The sequence below is a fragment of the bacterium genome (assembly GCA_029210545.1).
Classification (GTDB): Bacteria; BMS3Abin14; BMS3Abin14; order BMS3Abin14; family BMS3Abin14; genus JARGFV01.
The window spans coordinates 1-15,945 of sequence record JARGFV010000055.1; the positions used below are offsets into that span (position 1 = coordinate 1).

The 15,945-nt window shown below is 56.3% G+C and carries 15 protein-coding genes; 14 read left to right on the forward strand and 1 reads right to left on the reverse strand.

Going from position 1 to position 15,945, the window contains the following annotated elements:
• Nucleotides 1–130: 130 nt before the first annotated feature.
• From gmk to P1S46_07405, 5 genes are all read left to right on the forward strand, one after another.
• The gene (gene gmk, locus P1S46_07385) at nucleotides 131–739 is read left to right on the forward strand and encodes a guanylate kinase (GenBank protein MDF1536308.1); all 609 of its coding nucleotides are present in this window, start codon (nucleotides 131–133) and stop codon (nucleotides 737–739) included.
• Nucleotides 740–821: 82 nt separating this feature from the next.
• Entirely contained in the window at nucleotides 822–1,151 is a 330-nt protein-coding gene (rpoZ, locus tag P1S46_07390; protein MDF1536309.1) for a DNA-directed RNA polymerase subunit omega, read from the forward strand.
• Nucleotides 1,152–1,260: 109 nt separating this feature from the next.
• The gene (locus P1S46_07395; GenBank protein ID MDF1536310.1) at nucleotides 1,261–3,423 is read left to right on the forward strand and encodes a bifunctional (p)ppGpp synthetase/guanosine-3',5'-bis(diphosphate) 3'-pyrophosphohydrolase; all 2,163 of its coding nucleotides are present in this window, start codon (nucleotides 1,261–1,263) and stop codon (nucleotides 3,421–3,423) included.
• A 323-nt stretch (nucleotides 3,424–3,746) separates the two neighbouring features.
• Nucleotides 3,747–4,172 carry a hypothetical protein gene (locus P1S46_07400; protein ID MDF1536311.1) on the forward strand — a complete coding sequence of 142 codons (426 nt, stop codon included), beginning with the start codon at nucleotides 3,747–3,749 and terminating at the stop codon, nucleotides 4,170–4,172.
• 340 nt (nucleotides 4,173–4,512) lie between these two features.
• Nucleotides 4,513–4,893: a Rid family detoxifying hydrolase gene (locus tag P1S46_07405; protein MDF1536312.1), complete on the forward strand. Its 381-nt coding sequence runs from the start codon at nucleotides 4,513–4,515 to the stop codon at nucleotides 4,891–4,893.
• Between the two features lie 360 nt (nucleotides 4,894–5,253).
• On the opposite strand, the gene rpmB is transcribed toward P1S46_07405, so the two are convergent.
• Nucleotides 5,254–5,445, reverse strand: a complete 192-nt coding sequence (rpmB, locus tag P1S46_07410; GenBank protein ID MDF1536313.1) for a 50S ribosomal protein L28 — start codon at nucleotides 5,443–5,445, stop codon at nucleotides 5,254–5,256.
• A 222-nt stretch (nucleotides 5,446–5,667) separates the two neighbouring features.
• On the opposite strand from rpmB, the gene P1S46_07415 reads away from it, so the two are divergent.
• From P1S46_07415 to P1S46_07455, 9 genes are all read left to right on the forward strand, one after another.
• Complete coding sequence (locus tag P1S46_07415) at nucleotides 5,668–5,868, forward strand: DUF1858 domain-containing protein (GenBank protein MDF1536314.1); 201 nt, start codon at nucleotides 5,668–5,670, stop codon at nucleotides 5,866–5,868.
• A gap of 22 nt (nucleotides 5,869–5,890) precedes the next feature.
• On the forward strand, nucleotides 5,891–7,975 hold the full coding sequence (gene recG / locus P1S46_07420; protein ID MDF1536315.1) for an ATP-dependent DNA helicase RecG: 2,085 nt from the start codon (nucleotides 5,891–5,893) through the stop codon (nucleotides 7,973–7,975).
• Between the two features lie 326 nt (nucleotides 7,976–8,301).
• Entirely contained in the window at nucleotides 8,302–8,727 is a 426-nt protein-coding gene (gene ndk / locus P1S46_07425) for a nucleoside-diphosphate kinase (GenBank protein MDF1536316.1), read from the forward strand.
• Between the two features lie 111 nt (nucleotides 8,728–8,838).
• Nucleotides 8,839–9,876 (forward strand): 23S rRNA (adenine(2503)-C(2))-methyltransferase RlmN, encoded by a 1,038-nt coding sequence (gene rlmN, locus P1S46_07430; protein ID MDF1536317.1) that lies wholly within the window; start codon nucleotides 8,839–8,841, stop codon nucleotides 9,874–9,876.
• A gap of 157 nt (nucleotides 9,877–10,033) precedes the next feature.
• Nucleotides 10,034–11,149, forward strand: a complete 1,116-nt coding sequence (locus P1S46_07435; GenBank protein ID MDF1536318.1) for an RNA polymerase factor sigma-32 — start codon at nucleotides 10,034–10,036, stop codon at nucleotides 11,147–11,149.
• Nucleotides 11,150–11,165: 16 nt separating this feature from the next.
• On the forward strand, nucleotides 11,166–12,611 hold the full coding sequence (locus P1S46_07440) for a trypsin-like peptidase domain-containing protein (GenBank protein MDF1536319.1): 1,446 nt from the start codon (nucleotides 11,166–11,168) through the stop codon (nucleotides 12,609–12,611).
• A gap of 120 nt (nucleotides 12,612–12,731) precedes the next feature.
• The gene (locus P1S46_07445; GenBank protein MDF1536320.1) at nucleotides 12,732–13,490 is read left to right on the forward strand and encodes an ABC transporter ATP-binding protein; all 759 of its coding nucleotides are present in this window, start codon (nucleotides 12,732–12,734) and stop codon (nucleotides 13,488–13,490) included.
• A gap of 124 nt (nucleotides 13,491–13,614) precedes the next feature.
• Nucleotides 13,615–15,312, forward strand: coding sequence for a hypothetical protein (locus P1S46_07450; GenBank protein MDF1536321.1), 1,698 nt, complete (start codon nucleotides 13,615–13,617; stop codon nucleotides 15,310–15,312).
• 205 nt (nucleotides 15,313–15,517) lie between these two features.
• Nucleotides 15,518–15,945: helix-turn-helix domain-containing protein (locus P1S46_07455; GenBank protein ID MDF1536322.1), on the forward strand; the 428-nt coding region annotated here is incomplete at its 3' end.

Below are 15,945 nucleotides of genomic sequence, written 5' to 3' on the forward strand. Positions count from 1 at the left end.
TGTTCTTTTCGGTCTAAATGCTACTTCCGAAAAACTATATCCAGGAGCCTGCATGGGGTTCTCCGACAGGCTCCTAGTACTACAGGTTTCCGCTCAACTTTAGAGAAGGCAGCATCAAGGTAAATTCTTTATGACAGATACAGTACGACAAGATTGCACAAGTCGCGGCAACCTGTTCGTCATTTCCTCCGTGTCCGGTGGAGGAAAGACCACATTGATCCGCAAAATCTTGGGATCTGTCCCCGGTGTGCGGCTGGCAGTATCCCACACAACAAGGGCTCCCAGGCCGGAGGAGAAGGACGGGGAGGATTACCACTTCATCACCCGGGACCGGTTTGGCACCATGATCCATGAGGACCGGTTCCTGGAGTGGGCCGAAGTCTACGGAAAATATTACGGTACATCCGTCGATGCCGTTGATTCCGTCAGTGCAGGAGGTTGTGATGTCATCCTGGACATTGACGTACAGGGTGCCATGCAGGTCCGGACAAAAAGGCCGGAGGCCGTCCTCATCTTCATTCTCCCTCCCAGCGTGGAGGAACAGGAGCGAAGGCTGCGTGGCAGGGGAACAGAGGACGAGGATGATGTCGGCAGGCGGCTCGAAGCGGCCCGCCAGGAGCTTGCCTTCGCCAGTGAATACGATTACTCTGTCGTAAACGACAATCTCAATGAAGCCGTGGAGGCGGTTCGGTACATCATCGAGGATCACAGATGCAAAAGCGGGACCGTCGAAAGCTGATGCCCTCGCAAAATGACTCGAAGAGACTTCTTGCGAGCTGATCAAAATGGGATCTACAGGGAAACAGGAGGATAGACAGCGAATGAAACTCAATACGATGGAGATGGCTCTTAAAAGATACCCCAACAGGTTTGAACTCACCATGATGGCAGTAGCCAGGGCCAGGGAGATCAACGACGGGGACAAACCAATCGTCCAGACCGAGGAACTTGTCAAGCCGGTGGTCGCAGCTCTCGAGGAGATCGCTGGAGGCAAGATCGTCCCGGCCAGCCAGGAGGATATGATAAAGATACGAGACGCCAGAAGGATCGTCAGGGAACGTACCCTCATGGAAGCCGCCAAAGAGATGGCAGAAGATGATGATATGGACGAGGCATACGGGGCCGCCTCTGCCGAGGATCCGGACAAGTAAAGCCAGGCTGGACTATAGCTCAACTGGCAGCTGAAAGACTTCCCACCCCTGGCCCACCCTCGGGCCGGGGATTTTTATTTGAGAGGAACTGCCGGGTCTACCCATGTCGATGGTCAGGCTTGACGACATCCTCGAACGTGTCCGCTCCTATAACCCTAAAGCGGACCTCGAGCTTATCAACAGAGCTTACGTGTATTCCGCCAAGGCTCATGCCGGTCACGTGCGCCAGTCCGGCGAACCGTACCTCATCCACCCCCTCCAGGTAGCCTGGATCCTGGCCGACATGAAGATGGACGTCTCAACGATCGCCGTCGGGCTTCTCCACGACACGATCGAGGACACCGATGTTACCCGTGAAGACCTGATCAAACATTTCGGAGATGAGGTGGCCTATCTGGTTGAGGGGCTCACCAAGATAGGTAAGCTGGAGTTCGAGACCAGGGTCCATCACCAGGCCGAAAACCTCCGGCGCATGATCCTTTCCATGGCCCAGGACATCAGGGTTATCATGGTCAAACTAGCCGACCGGCTTCACAACATGAGAACTCTCGAGCACCTGAATGCCGAAAAGCAGGTCAAGGTTTCCCAGGAGACCATGGATATTTACGCGCCCCTGGCGAACCGGCTCGGGATTTCCTGGATCCAGGGCGAGTTGGAGGACCTCGCGTTTCAGTACCTGTACCCTGAAGCGTGTGAGAACCTGAGACAAAAGGTCAGCCAGAAACGCAAAGAGTACAACGCCTACATCAAGAAGGTAATCAAGGTCCTCAACGGATTCCTGGACGAACACCGGATCAAGGGAGAGGTAACAGGCAGGATCAAGCACCTGTGGAGCATCTATAACAAGATGCAGCACCAGGGGCTCCCTTTCGAACAGATCTTCGATCTCATCGCCTTCCGTATCATCGTTGATAACGTCCGGGACTGTTACGGCGTTCTGGGCATCATTCACTCCATGTTCAAACCGGTACCGGGGCGTTTCAAGGACTACATCGGAGTCCCCAAGTCCAATCGATACCAATCCCTTCATACAACGGTTATCGGACCTGTCGGCGAGAGGATGGAGATCCAGATCCGGACACGGGACATGCACCAGACGGCAGAGGACGGGATCGCCTCCCACTGGCGCTACAAGGCAGCCTCAGGGGCCGTTCCCGACGAGGACATCAAGCGGTTCAAGTGGTTCAAGCAGATCCTGGAGGAACTGACCGAGGTCGACGATCCGAGAGAACTCATGGAAACGGTTCGAACAGACCTTTTTCCCGATGAGGTCTACGTTTTCACGCCCAAGGGGGACGTCAAGGAGTTCCCGGCGGGGGCCACTCCCATCGATTTTGCCTACAGCGTCCACACCGACGTGGGCCATCAATGCGTTGGAGCGCGGATCAACGGACGAATGGTCCCCCTGAAGTACAAGCTCAAGAACGGTGACGTTGTGGAGATCATCACCTCCAAGGGCCACAATCCAAGCAAGGACTGGATCAAGATGGTGGCCACCAACAGCGCCAAGTCCAAGATCCGGAGCTTCATCAAGAAGGAGGAAAGGGAAAGAAGCCTCAAGATCGGGGAGGAGCTTCTCGACAAGGAGCTTCGAAAAATGGGGACCACCCTGAAAAAGAGCCGGAAAAGCCAGGAGTTCGAGAAAACCGCCTCGGCTTTCGGTTTCCACAGGGTCGAGGATCTCATCGCAACGGTTGGTTTTGGAAAGTACTCACCGAGACAGGTATTAAGCCGCATGTTTCCGGCAGAAGAGGTCGACGATCGGCTGGGCAAGGGCGATGAGGTCAAGGAAAAGGCAAGGGAATCCAAAGCCCGGGCGCGTAAGGAGGGGATCGTGGTGGACGGGGTGGACGACCTCATGGTCCGGTTCGCCAACTGCTGCAACCCCCTCCCGGGAGACGACGTCATAGGAATCATCACCCGTGGCAGGGGAATCTCGGTGCACACGGTGGACTGCCCCAACCTGGAAGCGAACCGCTACGACAGTGACCGGATCGTGGATATCAACTGGGACGACAAGGTCAAGGTTCCCAGAACGGTCAGGATAAAGGTCACGTCCGAGGACATCAAAGGGATCCTGGCCGAGATGACGAGCATTATCTCCAACAAGAATATCAACATCAGCCATGCTGATATCCGTACCAGTGCTGAGAGCACGGCGGTCAACACCTTCGAAGTGGAGGTTGCCGACCTGAGCCAGCTCAAGGGACTTTTAAAGAGCCTTTCCGGGATCAATGGTGTGATATCGGTAGAGAGGCTCAAGACAAAGTAGCAGTCAGCCAGACCCTCTGCTGTAAGCGAGGGCTTGAAGTGGCGCGTCGAATGGATTCGACTTGAAGCGCCACTTGATACCGCCGTCTGCAGACGGCGGTTCTCCAAATACAATCCATCGCCGGAATCCCCCCTACTGATTACAAAATTGTGTCTATGCTGTGAAATATTTTCATTATGACCCCTGGCATGATTAGTAAATCCCATATTTTACGGCCACTTATAAACGTAAAAATGCGGCAAGCTTTTTGCAACACAAGTGTTGTGATTGTTCAATCGAAGAGAAGGAAAAATGGGCTTTGTGTTGAAAAGGGAGGTAAAATTATGAAAAAAGCTACTGGGATAGCGATGGTTTTCACTTTATGTGCGATGATTATGATGCCTGCGTTGGCCAACGCGGAGAATGGACGAATAACTTTTTTCCAGGGAGAGTTTGAAAAGGGAGAATGGTCGGGATCCTTTTACATTAGCCCGAGGGCCACCGATCTTTCCATTAAGGTTGAAAACGGTACTGTACGTGTAACGAGTGCGTTGATTGTCATTGACGGCAAACAAATATTCAAACAGAGTGATTTTAACCAGGATGTTGGAGAGCTTAAAAAAACTCTTGTGGGTTTTGTTGGAGCCTTGCCGATTTCGGTTACTGTTAACGGAAATAAAGCGGCTACAATGTCCGTTGAGATCACAGGAGTAATCGGATCCACCTTTCCAAGAAATTTAACTGGAATTACAACCTTCCCGGGTCGGTGATGTCTATATAGTGGTGTAAGAAGGGACGTCGCAAAAAGTCCAATCCGGGACTTTTCGCTCCACGGAAAGGGAAAAGCGTCGTTTTCCCTTTCCTTACAAATCAATGACTTGCGGTGCCGGTCATTGATTTGGGCGCCCCGCGCGGGGCGCGTTGATGACTTTTTGCGAAGTCATCAACGTTAAGTCGCAAAAACCGGATTTAATCACTTTTGATCATTACCGAAATCAAATAGTATTGCGGGAGGCTTTTTCAAAGCCTCCCGCTTTCTATTTACAGAAATGATCGGGTATGTGTGCCAGGAATGAAAAGCCTGTTTTCTGAATCCGAGGAGGATTAATAGTGAAAAGGCATGTCGTTTCCACTGAAAGTGCCCCCGCCGCCATCGGACCGTACAGCCAGGCTGCTGTCTACGGCAATCTCGTTTTCTGTGCCGGCCAGATCCCCCTGGACCCCGGGACAGATCAGCTTGTCGAGGGTGATATCGTGACCCAGGCAAGGAGGGTCATCGATAACATCGAGGCGGTCCTGGCCGCAGCCGGCAGCAGCCTGGAGAAAGTTCTCAAGCTGGAGGTCTTCCTGATCGATCTGGCGGATTTTCCGGAGGTCAACAGTTACTTGGCCGGGATCTTTACTTCAGATCCTCCGGCGAGGGTCACCATAGGTGTGTCCGCTCTCCCCATGGGGGCGAATATTGAAATGGCCGCGACCGCGGCGATCTAGCCGTCGCTTGATTCAAAATTCTGTAGAATTTTGATGACTTCGCAAAAAGTCATCAACGCGCCCCGCGCGGGGCGCCCAAATCAATGACCTGCACCGCAAGTCATTGATTTGTAAGGAAAGGGAAAACGACGCTTTTCCCTTTCCGTGGAGCGAAAAGTCCCGGATTGGACTTTTTGCGACCCTGTTTTGAATATTAAAAAGACCCCTGACGGGGTCCTTGAATCTCCGGGGTATGGGATCATGAAAGGTGTTTTGTATCAACCCGGAGATTATGCTTTAAGAAAGGTTCCGGGATCCAAGGCCTGGGTTCCGGGCATCAATCGTAGTACATGGTACTTGGTACTAAGTACTGGCAGTTATTTATACCGCTTTTTCGAAATTTCCGGTACGGATGCATTTGGTGCAGACGGTGGCTTTCCTGACATTGCCGCCTTCCCTGATGCGCACGGTCTGCAAGTTAGGCAGGAACCGCCTCTTGGTCTTGTTATGGGCATGGCTGATGTTGCATCCGACCATGGGCCCTTTTCCACAGATATCGCAGGTGCGTGACATGGTAACCTCCCGAGGGTTTTGAACCTCCCGCTGTTGGCTTTTGTGTTGCGGGAAAAGACCTGCATTGCTACCATAACCACAGAGAAGAAGCAAGTACACTTATCCAGTGTCAAGTGCAGAGCGCAGCGTGCAGAGGGATAATGGGATGCCGGACATGGAGAAATTGGGCCTGCACTCTACACTCTACACTCTGCACTCTGCACTCTTTGTGAGGGTAACGCCATGGCCAAGATAACGGGAGAAATGACTTTCAACGAAGTTCTCAGGGCCTATCCGGATACGGTCAAGGTTCTCAGGAAATATGGCATGAACTGTTTCGGATGCCTTGGAGCCGAGGCGGAGTCCCTGGAATACGGGGCCGTGGCCCACGGTGTCGATCTCGAGGCCCTTCTCAAGGATCTCAACGAGGTTCTTCTGGGTTAAACCCGGACTCTCGGTAACAGGTTTGAGTGCAAAGTCGCCCGGGGTGACAAAGCTGACCGACCTCGACGGGGTTGGTGAAAAGACTGCTTCGCGGTTGGCCGCCCTGGGTGTGGAAAGTGCCGAAGGCCTCCTTTACTTTCTACCCAGGGCATACCAGGACCGATCCAACCCCCAACCGATCCCCACCCTGAACCCCGGCCAGTTCGCCACCGTACGGGGGCAGGTCCTGTCGATAAGCGAAAGAAGGTACCGGACGCGCCGTGTGCTCGAAGCCATGATCACCGACGGCAAAGGGGTCCTGGTACTCAAATGGTTCCGTTTCGGAAAGTGGCTCAGGAAAAACATCGAGGGGCGCTTCCCCCCCGGTTCAGAGGCGCTGGCCAGCGGCCGGGTCGACGCCTTCGGCGGCCAGGTCGAGATGCACCACCCTGATTTGACATCGTTGGAGGCCGGTGACGGCGTGGGGCTCGTTCCCGTGTACAGCGTTTCCGAAGGGCTGAGCCAGCAGCTCATGCGAAAGGCCGTGGGCGCCGCCGTTAAATGGTGTATCGGCAAGGTGAGTGAGTACGTACCTGGCCACATCCTGGAAAAGTACGGTCTGCCCGATCTTCCCGAATCGCTGGCAGCGCTGCACCAGCCCCCCAGGGACGCGGATGTCGGGTCTCTCAATGAGGGCACCTCCCGTTGGCATAACCGACTCAAGTTCGGAGAACTGCTCGTTTTTCAGCTTGGGCTGCTGGCACGGAGGCGTGAGCTCGACAGCAGGACCGCTCCGGTGATCACGGGTGACGGGTCCCTGGAAAGGTCTTTCCTGGGCGATCTGCCCTTTGAACTGACAGGAGCCCAGGAACGGTCCACCAGTGAGATCAGGAGGGATCTGGCATCTGGAACACCCATGCACCGTCTGCTTCAGGGGGATGTGGGATCGGGCAAGACCCTCGTGGCATTTCTGGCAATGCTGCGGGCCGCCGAGGACGGTAGACAGTCTGTTCTCATGGCCCCTACAGAGGTCCTCGCCGGGCAGCATTACCGGAACCTGTCGGCGTGGTGTGAAAAACTGGGAATGGAAGTCGCCCTGCTCACCGGCAGCATGGACGCTGAAGGCAGGCGACGGGCGGTTGGAGGCGCCGGCAGCGGCGAGATCAAGCTGTTTGTGGGAACCCACGCCATTATCCAGGAGGGTGTGCAGTTTAAGGACCTTGCCCTTGCCGTGGTGGACGAACAGCACCGTTTCGGTGTCCTGCAGAGGCTGGCTCTGAGGGAAAAGGGTACGAGCCCCCACTTTCTCGTCATGACCGCCACACCTATACCGAGAAGCCTTACCATGGTGATATACGGCGACCTTGACATCAGTACCATCGACGAGCTTCCGCCGGGAAGGACGCCCGTGGAGACTGTCATCTACAAGGAGAGGGACCGGTCCCGGATGTACTTGCGGGTTTCCAGGGAAGCAGGGCGGGGCAGACAGGTCTACATCGTCTATCCCCTCGTTGAAGAATCTGAAAAGGTGGAGCTGCTGGCCGCCAACGAGATGGCCAGGGAGTATCGGGAGAGGATCTTTCCGCACCTGAGGATCGGGCTTCTCACCGGGAGGATGGCCCCCCGTGAAAAGGCGATTGTCATGGACCGGTTCCGACAAGGCAAGGACCAGGTCCTCGTCTCCACCACGGTCATCGAGGTGGGTGTGGATGTGCCCAACGCCACTCTCATGGTCATCGAACACGCCGAGCGTTTCGGACTGTTTCAGCTTCACCAGCTCCGGGGACGCGTCGGGAGAGGCCACGAAAAATCTACCTGCATCCTCATGGAGGGATCCTCCGCGTCGCCGGAGGCGAGGGCCCGCCTTGAGGTATTGGTGTCAACAGACTCGGGATTTACCATCGCCGACGCGGACCTGAGGATCCGTGGTCCGGGAGATTTTCTGGGTTCCAGGCAATCCGGGATGCCCGATTTCATGTACGCCCATCCCTTGAGGGACAGTGATATTATGGCCCAGGCGAGGGAAGCGGCCGGTGATATGGCGGCGGAGGGCCGGATACCCGATTTCCTGCACAAAGAGATAGGGAAATTCTGGATCGGGAGCTCACATATAACATACTCGGGTTAGGGCTTTATCAACAGGTCCGATTGTGAAAATATATTCACGAGATCAAACGATTTGGATCCCTTCGGCTCTTTTCATCCGGATCGAACGAAACGGGTATTGAAATAGCTTAACCTGTTGTAAAATAAAGGTTAAGGAAGCTGCACAATTAATATGCAAATGGTATGGACCCCATTCAGGGCGTTCTCCGGAGTCGCTTTTACACAGGGTTGTCCACGCCTATTCCACAATTTCTGTGGAAAAGGAAGATCAACCATTATATTTCGGTACTTTAGGGTGCCGGAACGATGTGCCGGGTTCCTGGCAAACAACGAAAGAGAGGTAAGCGTATGCCCCAGATCCAGCGGACACTTTCCATCATCAAGCCCGATGGAGTCGAGAAGAACGTCATCGGCGACGTTCTGTCACGGTTCGAAAAGGCCGGTCTCAGGATCGCCGCCATGAAGATGGTACACTTGACTCCGGAGGAGGCAGGCGGGTTTTATATCGTGCACAGGGAAAGGCCGTTTTTCGGTGACCTCAAGGGTTACATGTCCTCCGGGCCCGTCATCGTGCTGGTTCTCGAAGGCCATGACGCCATCGCCGTCAACCGGGATCTCATGGGGGCCACCAACCCCGCGGAGGCTGATCCGGGAACCATCAGGGCCGACCACGCCGAGAGCATCGAGAGGAACATCGTCCACGGTTCCGATTCCCGGGAATCGGCCGATTTCGAGATCCCGTATTTTTTTTCAGCCATTGAGGTCCATGGCTGAAAAGAGTATCCGGTAGACAGTATTCAGTAGGCAGACTAGCCCGATGGCCCCGGCGACTTAGTCCAAAAGCATTTACTGAAATCTGACTACTTGAATCTGAGTACTGCGCTTATGACCAACTTTTTCGACCTGACATTTGAGCAACTCGAAAAGCTCCTCGCTGAGCTGGACCCGAAGCCGTTCCGCACTGACCAGGTGCTGAAATGGGTGTACGTCCGCGGTGCCGCCGATTTCGGAGCCATGACCGACATGCCCCTCGTGCTTCGTGAAGAACTTTCTTCAATGGTCGAACTCAACCCCATGAGAGAGATCGAACGCCATGATAGCGATGACGGAACGGTGAAGTTCCTGCACATTCTCGAAGATGGCGAAATGATCGAATCGGTGATCATACCCGAAGAGGGTCACAAGACTTTGTGCATCTCCACCCAGACCGGATGTGCCATGGGGTGCGTTTTCTGTGAGACCGGCAGGACAAGGGGCGGAAGAGACCTGACACCGGGAGAGATCCTGGCCCAGGTGGTGTACGCTGTCAGGTACGTTGGCGACAGGCTCGATCTTCGCAACCTGGTGTTCATGGGCATGGGGGAGCCCCTCCGGAACCTGGAATCCCTGCTCTGTTCCCTGGAGATCATTCTCAGCGACAGGGCCCTCGATTTCAGCCCGCGGAGGGTCACGGTCTCCACCTGCGGCTGGGTACCGGGGGTACTCTGCCTTGCCGGGGCCGGACTGGATGTGAACCTGGCTGTATCCCTCAACGCCACCGAGGACGCCACCAGGACAAAGCTCATGCCGGTGAACCGTAAATACCCTATCAGGGAGCTCATGAAAGCGGTGAAAAGCTTTCCCGTCAAGGCGCGACGGAGGATCACCTTCGAGTATGTGCTTATCGAAGGGGTGAACGACACCCTTGAGGATGCCTGGAGACTCGCCTACATCCTCAAGGGGCTGCCGTCCAAAGTGAACCTGATCCCGTGCAACGACAACAGATCCGGCCTGAAGGCCCCGTCCCCATCCAGGATCGAGGCCTTTCAAAGCGCCCTGTTCGCAAAAGGGGTGCTCACTACTGTCAGGAAGAGCAGGGGGCAGGAGATCGAAGCCGCCTGCGGACAGCTGAGGGCCGCCGCGGAAGTGAGAAACCATGGCTGAAAAAGACAAGTCTCAGACCCGGACACGGACACAGAAAAAAGCCGCGCAAAAAAAAAGCTCGGGGACCGGAACTCTGCCAAAGGCTCCATCCGGATCCAAAACCAGGGACTCATCCGACTTCGCCCCTGGAGCTTCCAACTTCGCCTTACAGGCTAGGATGGACAAGACGACGGACAAGAAACCCGAAACCGGAACTGAAGCTGAACCCAAAGCCCCATCCAAGGCGAAAGCCGGTGATAAGGCCAAGGTTAATACGAAGGCCAGGACCCGTGCTTCCACTGTGTCTGAGTCTGTGTCCGAGACTCAAGGTGAGTCTCAGCTGGTCCCCGATGACCAGATCGAGATCCTTCTAGGCGAGGATGATTCTGTGCCGGAGGAAGTCAAAGTCCTGCCTGAACCGTCCAGGGATGCCGACAGATCCAGGCCGGCCATCTACGATCCGGTCACCGCTTACTACCAGACAGTTCGTCACTACCCCATTCTTACCCGTGAGGAGGAGAAACGGATCGCCATCAATTATCTTGAGGACGGGGACCTGGACGCCGCCTACGAACTCGTCACCTCAAACCTGAGGCTGGTCATCAAGATCGCCCTTGAGTACCGACGACTCTGGCGGGAGATCGTGGATCTCATCCAGGAGGGGAACGTTGGCCTCATGCACGCGGTTAAAAAATACGATCCTTACCGCGGTGTGCGGTTCTCTTCCTATGCGGCGTGGTGGATAAGGGCCTACATCATCCGCTATATCATGAACAACACGCGCATGGTCAAGATCGGGACGACCCAGGCCCAGAGGACCCTGTATTTTCAGCTGAGCAAGGAGAGGGAGCGGCTCCGGAAGATGGGGATCGAGCCGGACTCAAAGGCCATCGCCGGGACCCTCAAGGTCAAGGAGTCGGAGGTCGAGGAAATGAGCATGCGCCTCAGCGGCGGAGACCTTTCCCTCGAGGCTAAAAGGGGAGATGACGGCGATTTTACCCTCCTCGACACGATACCGGCCCTCGAACCGGACACCGAAAGGCGGGTAGCCGATGCACAGGCCCGTTCGATCTACCTGAAAAAGCTTTCCGGTTTTGTGGATTCCCTGGCTGAGCGCGACCGGAAGATCTTTACGATGAGGTGGATGAGGGACGACCCGCTGACCCTTCAGGAGGTCGGGGAGCACCTCGGGATCACGCGAGAACGGGTAAGGCAGCTCGAGGCCAGGATTATCAGGAACCTCAGGACGTTCCTGGAAGAGGAGGGCCTGAGTGCGTCGGATTTCTTCGGATAGAGCAGGTTTTTGCAGCGTGTCGAGGTGTTTCGGCACGCTGTTCGCCTGCCTGCTTTTCGGCCTGGTTCTTTTCCCCGGTCCGGGCGGGGTCTCCGCACAAGCCGAAGGACCGGTGCTCAAGGACCTTCAAAACACCCAGGAAGCCTTCGTCCGTATCAGCAAAAGCGTCACCCCTTCCGTCGTTAACATCCGCACGTTCCGTAAGTTCAGCCGCAACTACAGCTTTAACGACCGCCTCTTCGGCGACATGTTCGAACCGTTCCAGGAGTTTTTCGGGCGCGACTTTTCACGGAGGTTCTCCGGGCCCGGGGATGAGAAAACGGTCCAGGTGGGTCTCGGGTCGGGAGTCATCGTGCGCGGGGAGGGGATCGTCCTGACCAACAACCACGTTATCGAGGGCGCCGACGAGATAAGGGTCACACTGGACGACAGGAGCGAGACTACAGCCACAGTGGTCGGCAGCGATCCCAGGACCGACATCGCCGTGCTGAGGCTTCCAAAGGGCCGTTATGCCGCCGCACCCCTTGCCGATTCCGATGCCATCGAGGTGGGGCAGTGGGCCGTGGCCATCGGAAACCCCTTTGGACTTGGGCAGAGCGTGACGGTCGGGGTGGTCAGCGCCAAGGGGCGCGCCGACGTGGGGATAGCCGATTTCGAGGATTTCATCCAGACCGACGCGGCCATCAACCCTGGAAACAGCGGGGGGCCGCTCATCGACCTGAACGGCCGCGTTATCGGGATCAATACCGCCATCTTCAGCCGGAGCGGAGGGTATCAGGGGATCGGCTTCGCCATCCCCACGAACATGGCCGTCACGGTCATGGACAGCCTCCTGCGTACAGGCAGGATCGTGAGGTCCGACCTGGGGATCAGGGTTCAGGATGCCACACCGGAGATCATCCGGGCCATGGGCGCCTCTGTGAAGGCCGGGGTTGTGGTCACCGAGGTCCTTGCGGAGGATGCCAGGAAAGGGGCCGGTTTAAAGCGGGGCGATATCATCACCAAGGTCAAGGGGAGGGACGTCAGGGACACAGGCTCGTTTTACCGGATGACCAGTGTCCTGAGGGTTGGTGAAGTGGTCCCCCTGGTGGCTGTAAGAGATGGCATTCCAAACACCTTCATGGTCACGGTGGGTAAACTTCCGGAACGCCCCAAAGAATCCGGAGACAGGCTCAGGACCGCCCTTGGTTTTTCGGTGGAGGTTCTCACCGAAAAGCTCGCCGAGGAGCTGGGGTACCGCTACGAGCGCGGCGTCCTGATAACGAGGGTCACCAGGGCCAGCCAGGCCGACCGGGCGGGGATCGAACCGGGGGACCTTATCCTTCGTGTCAACGGGAAGGACACACCTGACCTGAAGGCGTTCCGCTCAGCATTCGAAGCCGTGGACTGGGGGGACGAGGTGATCCTCGAGCTGGGCCGGGGAGGGAAGAAAATGAAGGTGGGGATGCTATTAAAGCAGTAGCCGGTAGCCAGGATCCAGCAGCCGGTAATATATTGCCGAACATCTGACGATAATCATGTATTGTCTGAGCACTTAGTACTTAGTACTGATTACTTCCAACCTCCGCGACGAGGAGGAACATTGATCTCCATCACCAGCCTTTACAAGCAGTACGGCGATTTCGAGGCGGTCCACGACCTGTCTCTTGAGGTTCCGGCCGGCGAGGTGTTCGGCTTCCTCGGTCCCAACGGTGCCGGGAAGACCACCACCATCAAGGTCCTTTCCGGCCTGCTGCCGCCAACTTCCGGCGCCGTGGCCATCGCGGGGTTTGATATCGTCCGTCAGCCCATCGAAGCCAAATCGGTGACCGGGTTCATCCCTGACACACCCTTCATCTTCGACCGGCTGACGGGCAGAGAGTTCCTGCGGTTCGTGGGAAGGCTCTACGGCATGAGCGCCGCCGCCGCCCTGGATGGGGCCGTCGAACAGCTGGAGTTTTTTGAACTCACCAGCTGGGGGAACCATCTGGTAGAGAGCTATTCCCACGGGATGAGGAAAAGGCTGGCCATGGCGGCGGCCCTGCTTCATGCCCCGAAGGTGCTCATCGTGGACGAGCCCATGGTGGGCCTGGACCCCAAGGGGGCCCGCAAGGTGAGAAAGATGTTCCGCGACCTCGCCGCCGATGGGATGACTGTTTTTCTGACCACCCACGAACTGGCCACCGCCGAGGCAGTATGCGACCGGATAGGGATCATCCACCACGGTAAACTCACGGCGCTCGGCAGCGTCAGCGAACTGGCTGACCTGGTTCGGGCCCCCGGGATCCACCTGGAAGAGGTGTTCCTCCGGCTCACCATCGAGAGCGAAGGAGAACAGATTTTCACCGACATTCCTGGATAAAGAGAGAATGTCGCTGAAAATCTGTGTCTGGGGTCTGTGGTTAAAAGCTTTTATGTGACTTGTGGTGATACCACCAAGGTACGCATTAACCGGATGAACCGAAAATGGAAACTTGGATTACACCATGAATACCCACGCAGGGTTCGTCAGATCAATTTTCCTTCTCACCGGTTACCGGGTGCGCGAGTTCGTCAACATCTTCCGTTTCGGAGGTCGGAAGAACCTGTTCTGGGCCGCCATCATCACGTTTCTGGCCGTCACTTTCATATGGTTCGATCACCTGTTCTTCCTGCGTCTCATAGCCGCCATCCAGGAGAAACTGGAGTTCCTGGCCCCCTTCATGCTCCATCAGCTCATCCACACGCTGTTTTTATCGTTTTTCGGGCTCCTGGCCCTGTCCAGCCTCTCGTCGGCCATTTCGGGCTTTTACATGAGCTCAGAGATCCCTTTGCTTGTCACGACGCCCCTTTCTCCCACAGCTTTTATCCTCCAGCGGCTGGTCCTGGTCTTTTTCCAGAGTTCATGGATGATCTTCGTGTTCGGGGCGCCCCCCTTCTTCGCCTACGGAAAACGCCTTGGCCTCGGATGGGAGTTCATCGCGGGGTGGGCTCCTGTCTTTTTTCTCCTGGTGTCCATACCGGTATTCACCGGCTGTTCCCTGGCCATGATCCTCATGCGGATCCTCCCGGCGTCGAAGGTCAACCATGCAGTGAGCTTTATCAGTCTGGCCGTGGCCTCCCTCATTATCATCCTGTTCCGGATGAGCCGGCCCGAGAGGCTATTCATGGACGTTCCGGAAGAGGAGGTCATGGAGTTCGTCACGGCCATGACGGTCCCCGAATCACCCCTCATGCCCACGAGCTGGGCCACAACGGCTGTTGTTAACCTGAGCACCGGGGGAACCGGTGCGGTGTACTGGACCAACGTCGTGTACCTGGTGGGAGCAACTCTCGTTACTCTTGCGGCGTTCTACCTCATCTTCAGGCTGTTTTATTTTAAAAGCCTGGCCGCCGCGGACGAGGGACACGTCCGCAAGGAAAGGGCGGGGATCAGCCTGACGGAGCGCCTCATGGGAAGGATGGATCCGATCATGGGCTCATACCTGACAAAGGACATGCTCCTTTTCGCGAGAGACCCGTCCCGCTGGACACAGCTTTTCCTCCTGGGAGCCCTCGTGGTCCTGTATGTCTACAACGCCTACAGTTTTCCTCTCGGTGGGATGTTCTACAAAAACATGGTGGCCTTTCTGAACCTGGGCATCAGCGGGTTCGTGCTGTCGGCCCTGTGCGTCCGGTTCGTGTTCCCCTCGGTGAGCCTGGAAGGGCGGGCCCTCTGGGTCACCCTGTCCTCGCCCGTGCCCATGAAGCGCTTTTTTATCGCCAAGTACCTTTTCGCCGCCGCCCCCCTGTGTCTCGTTTCTTTCATCCTGTCCATGGCCACGAACTACGTCCTCGGGGTCCGTGGGGACATGATGCTCCTGTTCACCGCGGCGTCCCTCGTCATGGCCCTGGCGCTGACAGGACTTTCTCTGGGCATGGGGGCGGTGTACCCGCGCTTCGATTTCGAGAACGAGGCCCAGATACCGGCCTCGGCAGGTGGTGTCGCCTCCATGATCATCAGCCTGGCCTACATCGGGGGGATGGTGATCTTCCTGGCAGCGCCCGTGTACCGGTTTTTCGCCTACCGCATGGGGTTAGCGGCGCTCACCAGGACCGATTCACTCATCAGCCTCGCCGGGGCGGGGATCATGTCCCTGCTGGTGGCGGGGATACCGCTTGCCGCGGGACTGCGCAAGGTGGGGGATTGGGCGGGCCCCAGGTGAATCAATCTCGGAGAAAGCAATTTCTGTAAAAAAGGCAAGAGCGGGCTCTCACAGATCTCATCACGCCTCTGGCGTGACGAAGAAGGAAGGGAACGAACGTGAGACAGGTGTTAGTCCAAAGTAGTAATGTCCCCTCTGTCCAAGTTACAAATGTCCCCTACTTCAACTTTTGCAAGGGGGCGACATGTCAGAGGAGATATTCACAATGAGCCACAAGGAACTGGATCGTGTCACCGTTATGAATGCGTTAGTCTCCGGTGCCATCAAGCAAAAAGTCGCTGCTGCTCAGTTAGGGTTGAGCATCCGCCAGATAAAGCGTTTGGTTAAGCGCTTCAAACGGGAAGGGCCGTCTGCCTTGGTCTCCCGCCGCCGGGGTCGGCCGAGCAACCGGTGTCTGCCCGAGGAAACACGCAACAAAGCGATCGAGCTCATACAGAAACGTTACCATGACTTTGGACCGACCCTTGCCCATGAGAAGCTCACCGAGAAACACGAGTTCTCCCTTTCCGTAGAGACCCTCCGGCAATGGATGATCAACGAAGGTATCTGGAAACCCAAAAAACGCAAATATCCCAAAGCCTTTCAGTTGCGTGAACGGCGCTCACGTTTCGGAGAACTCATCCAGATCGACGG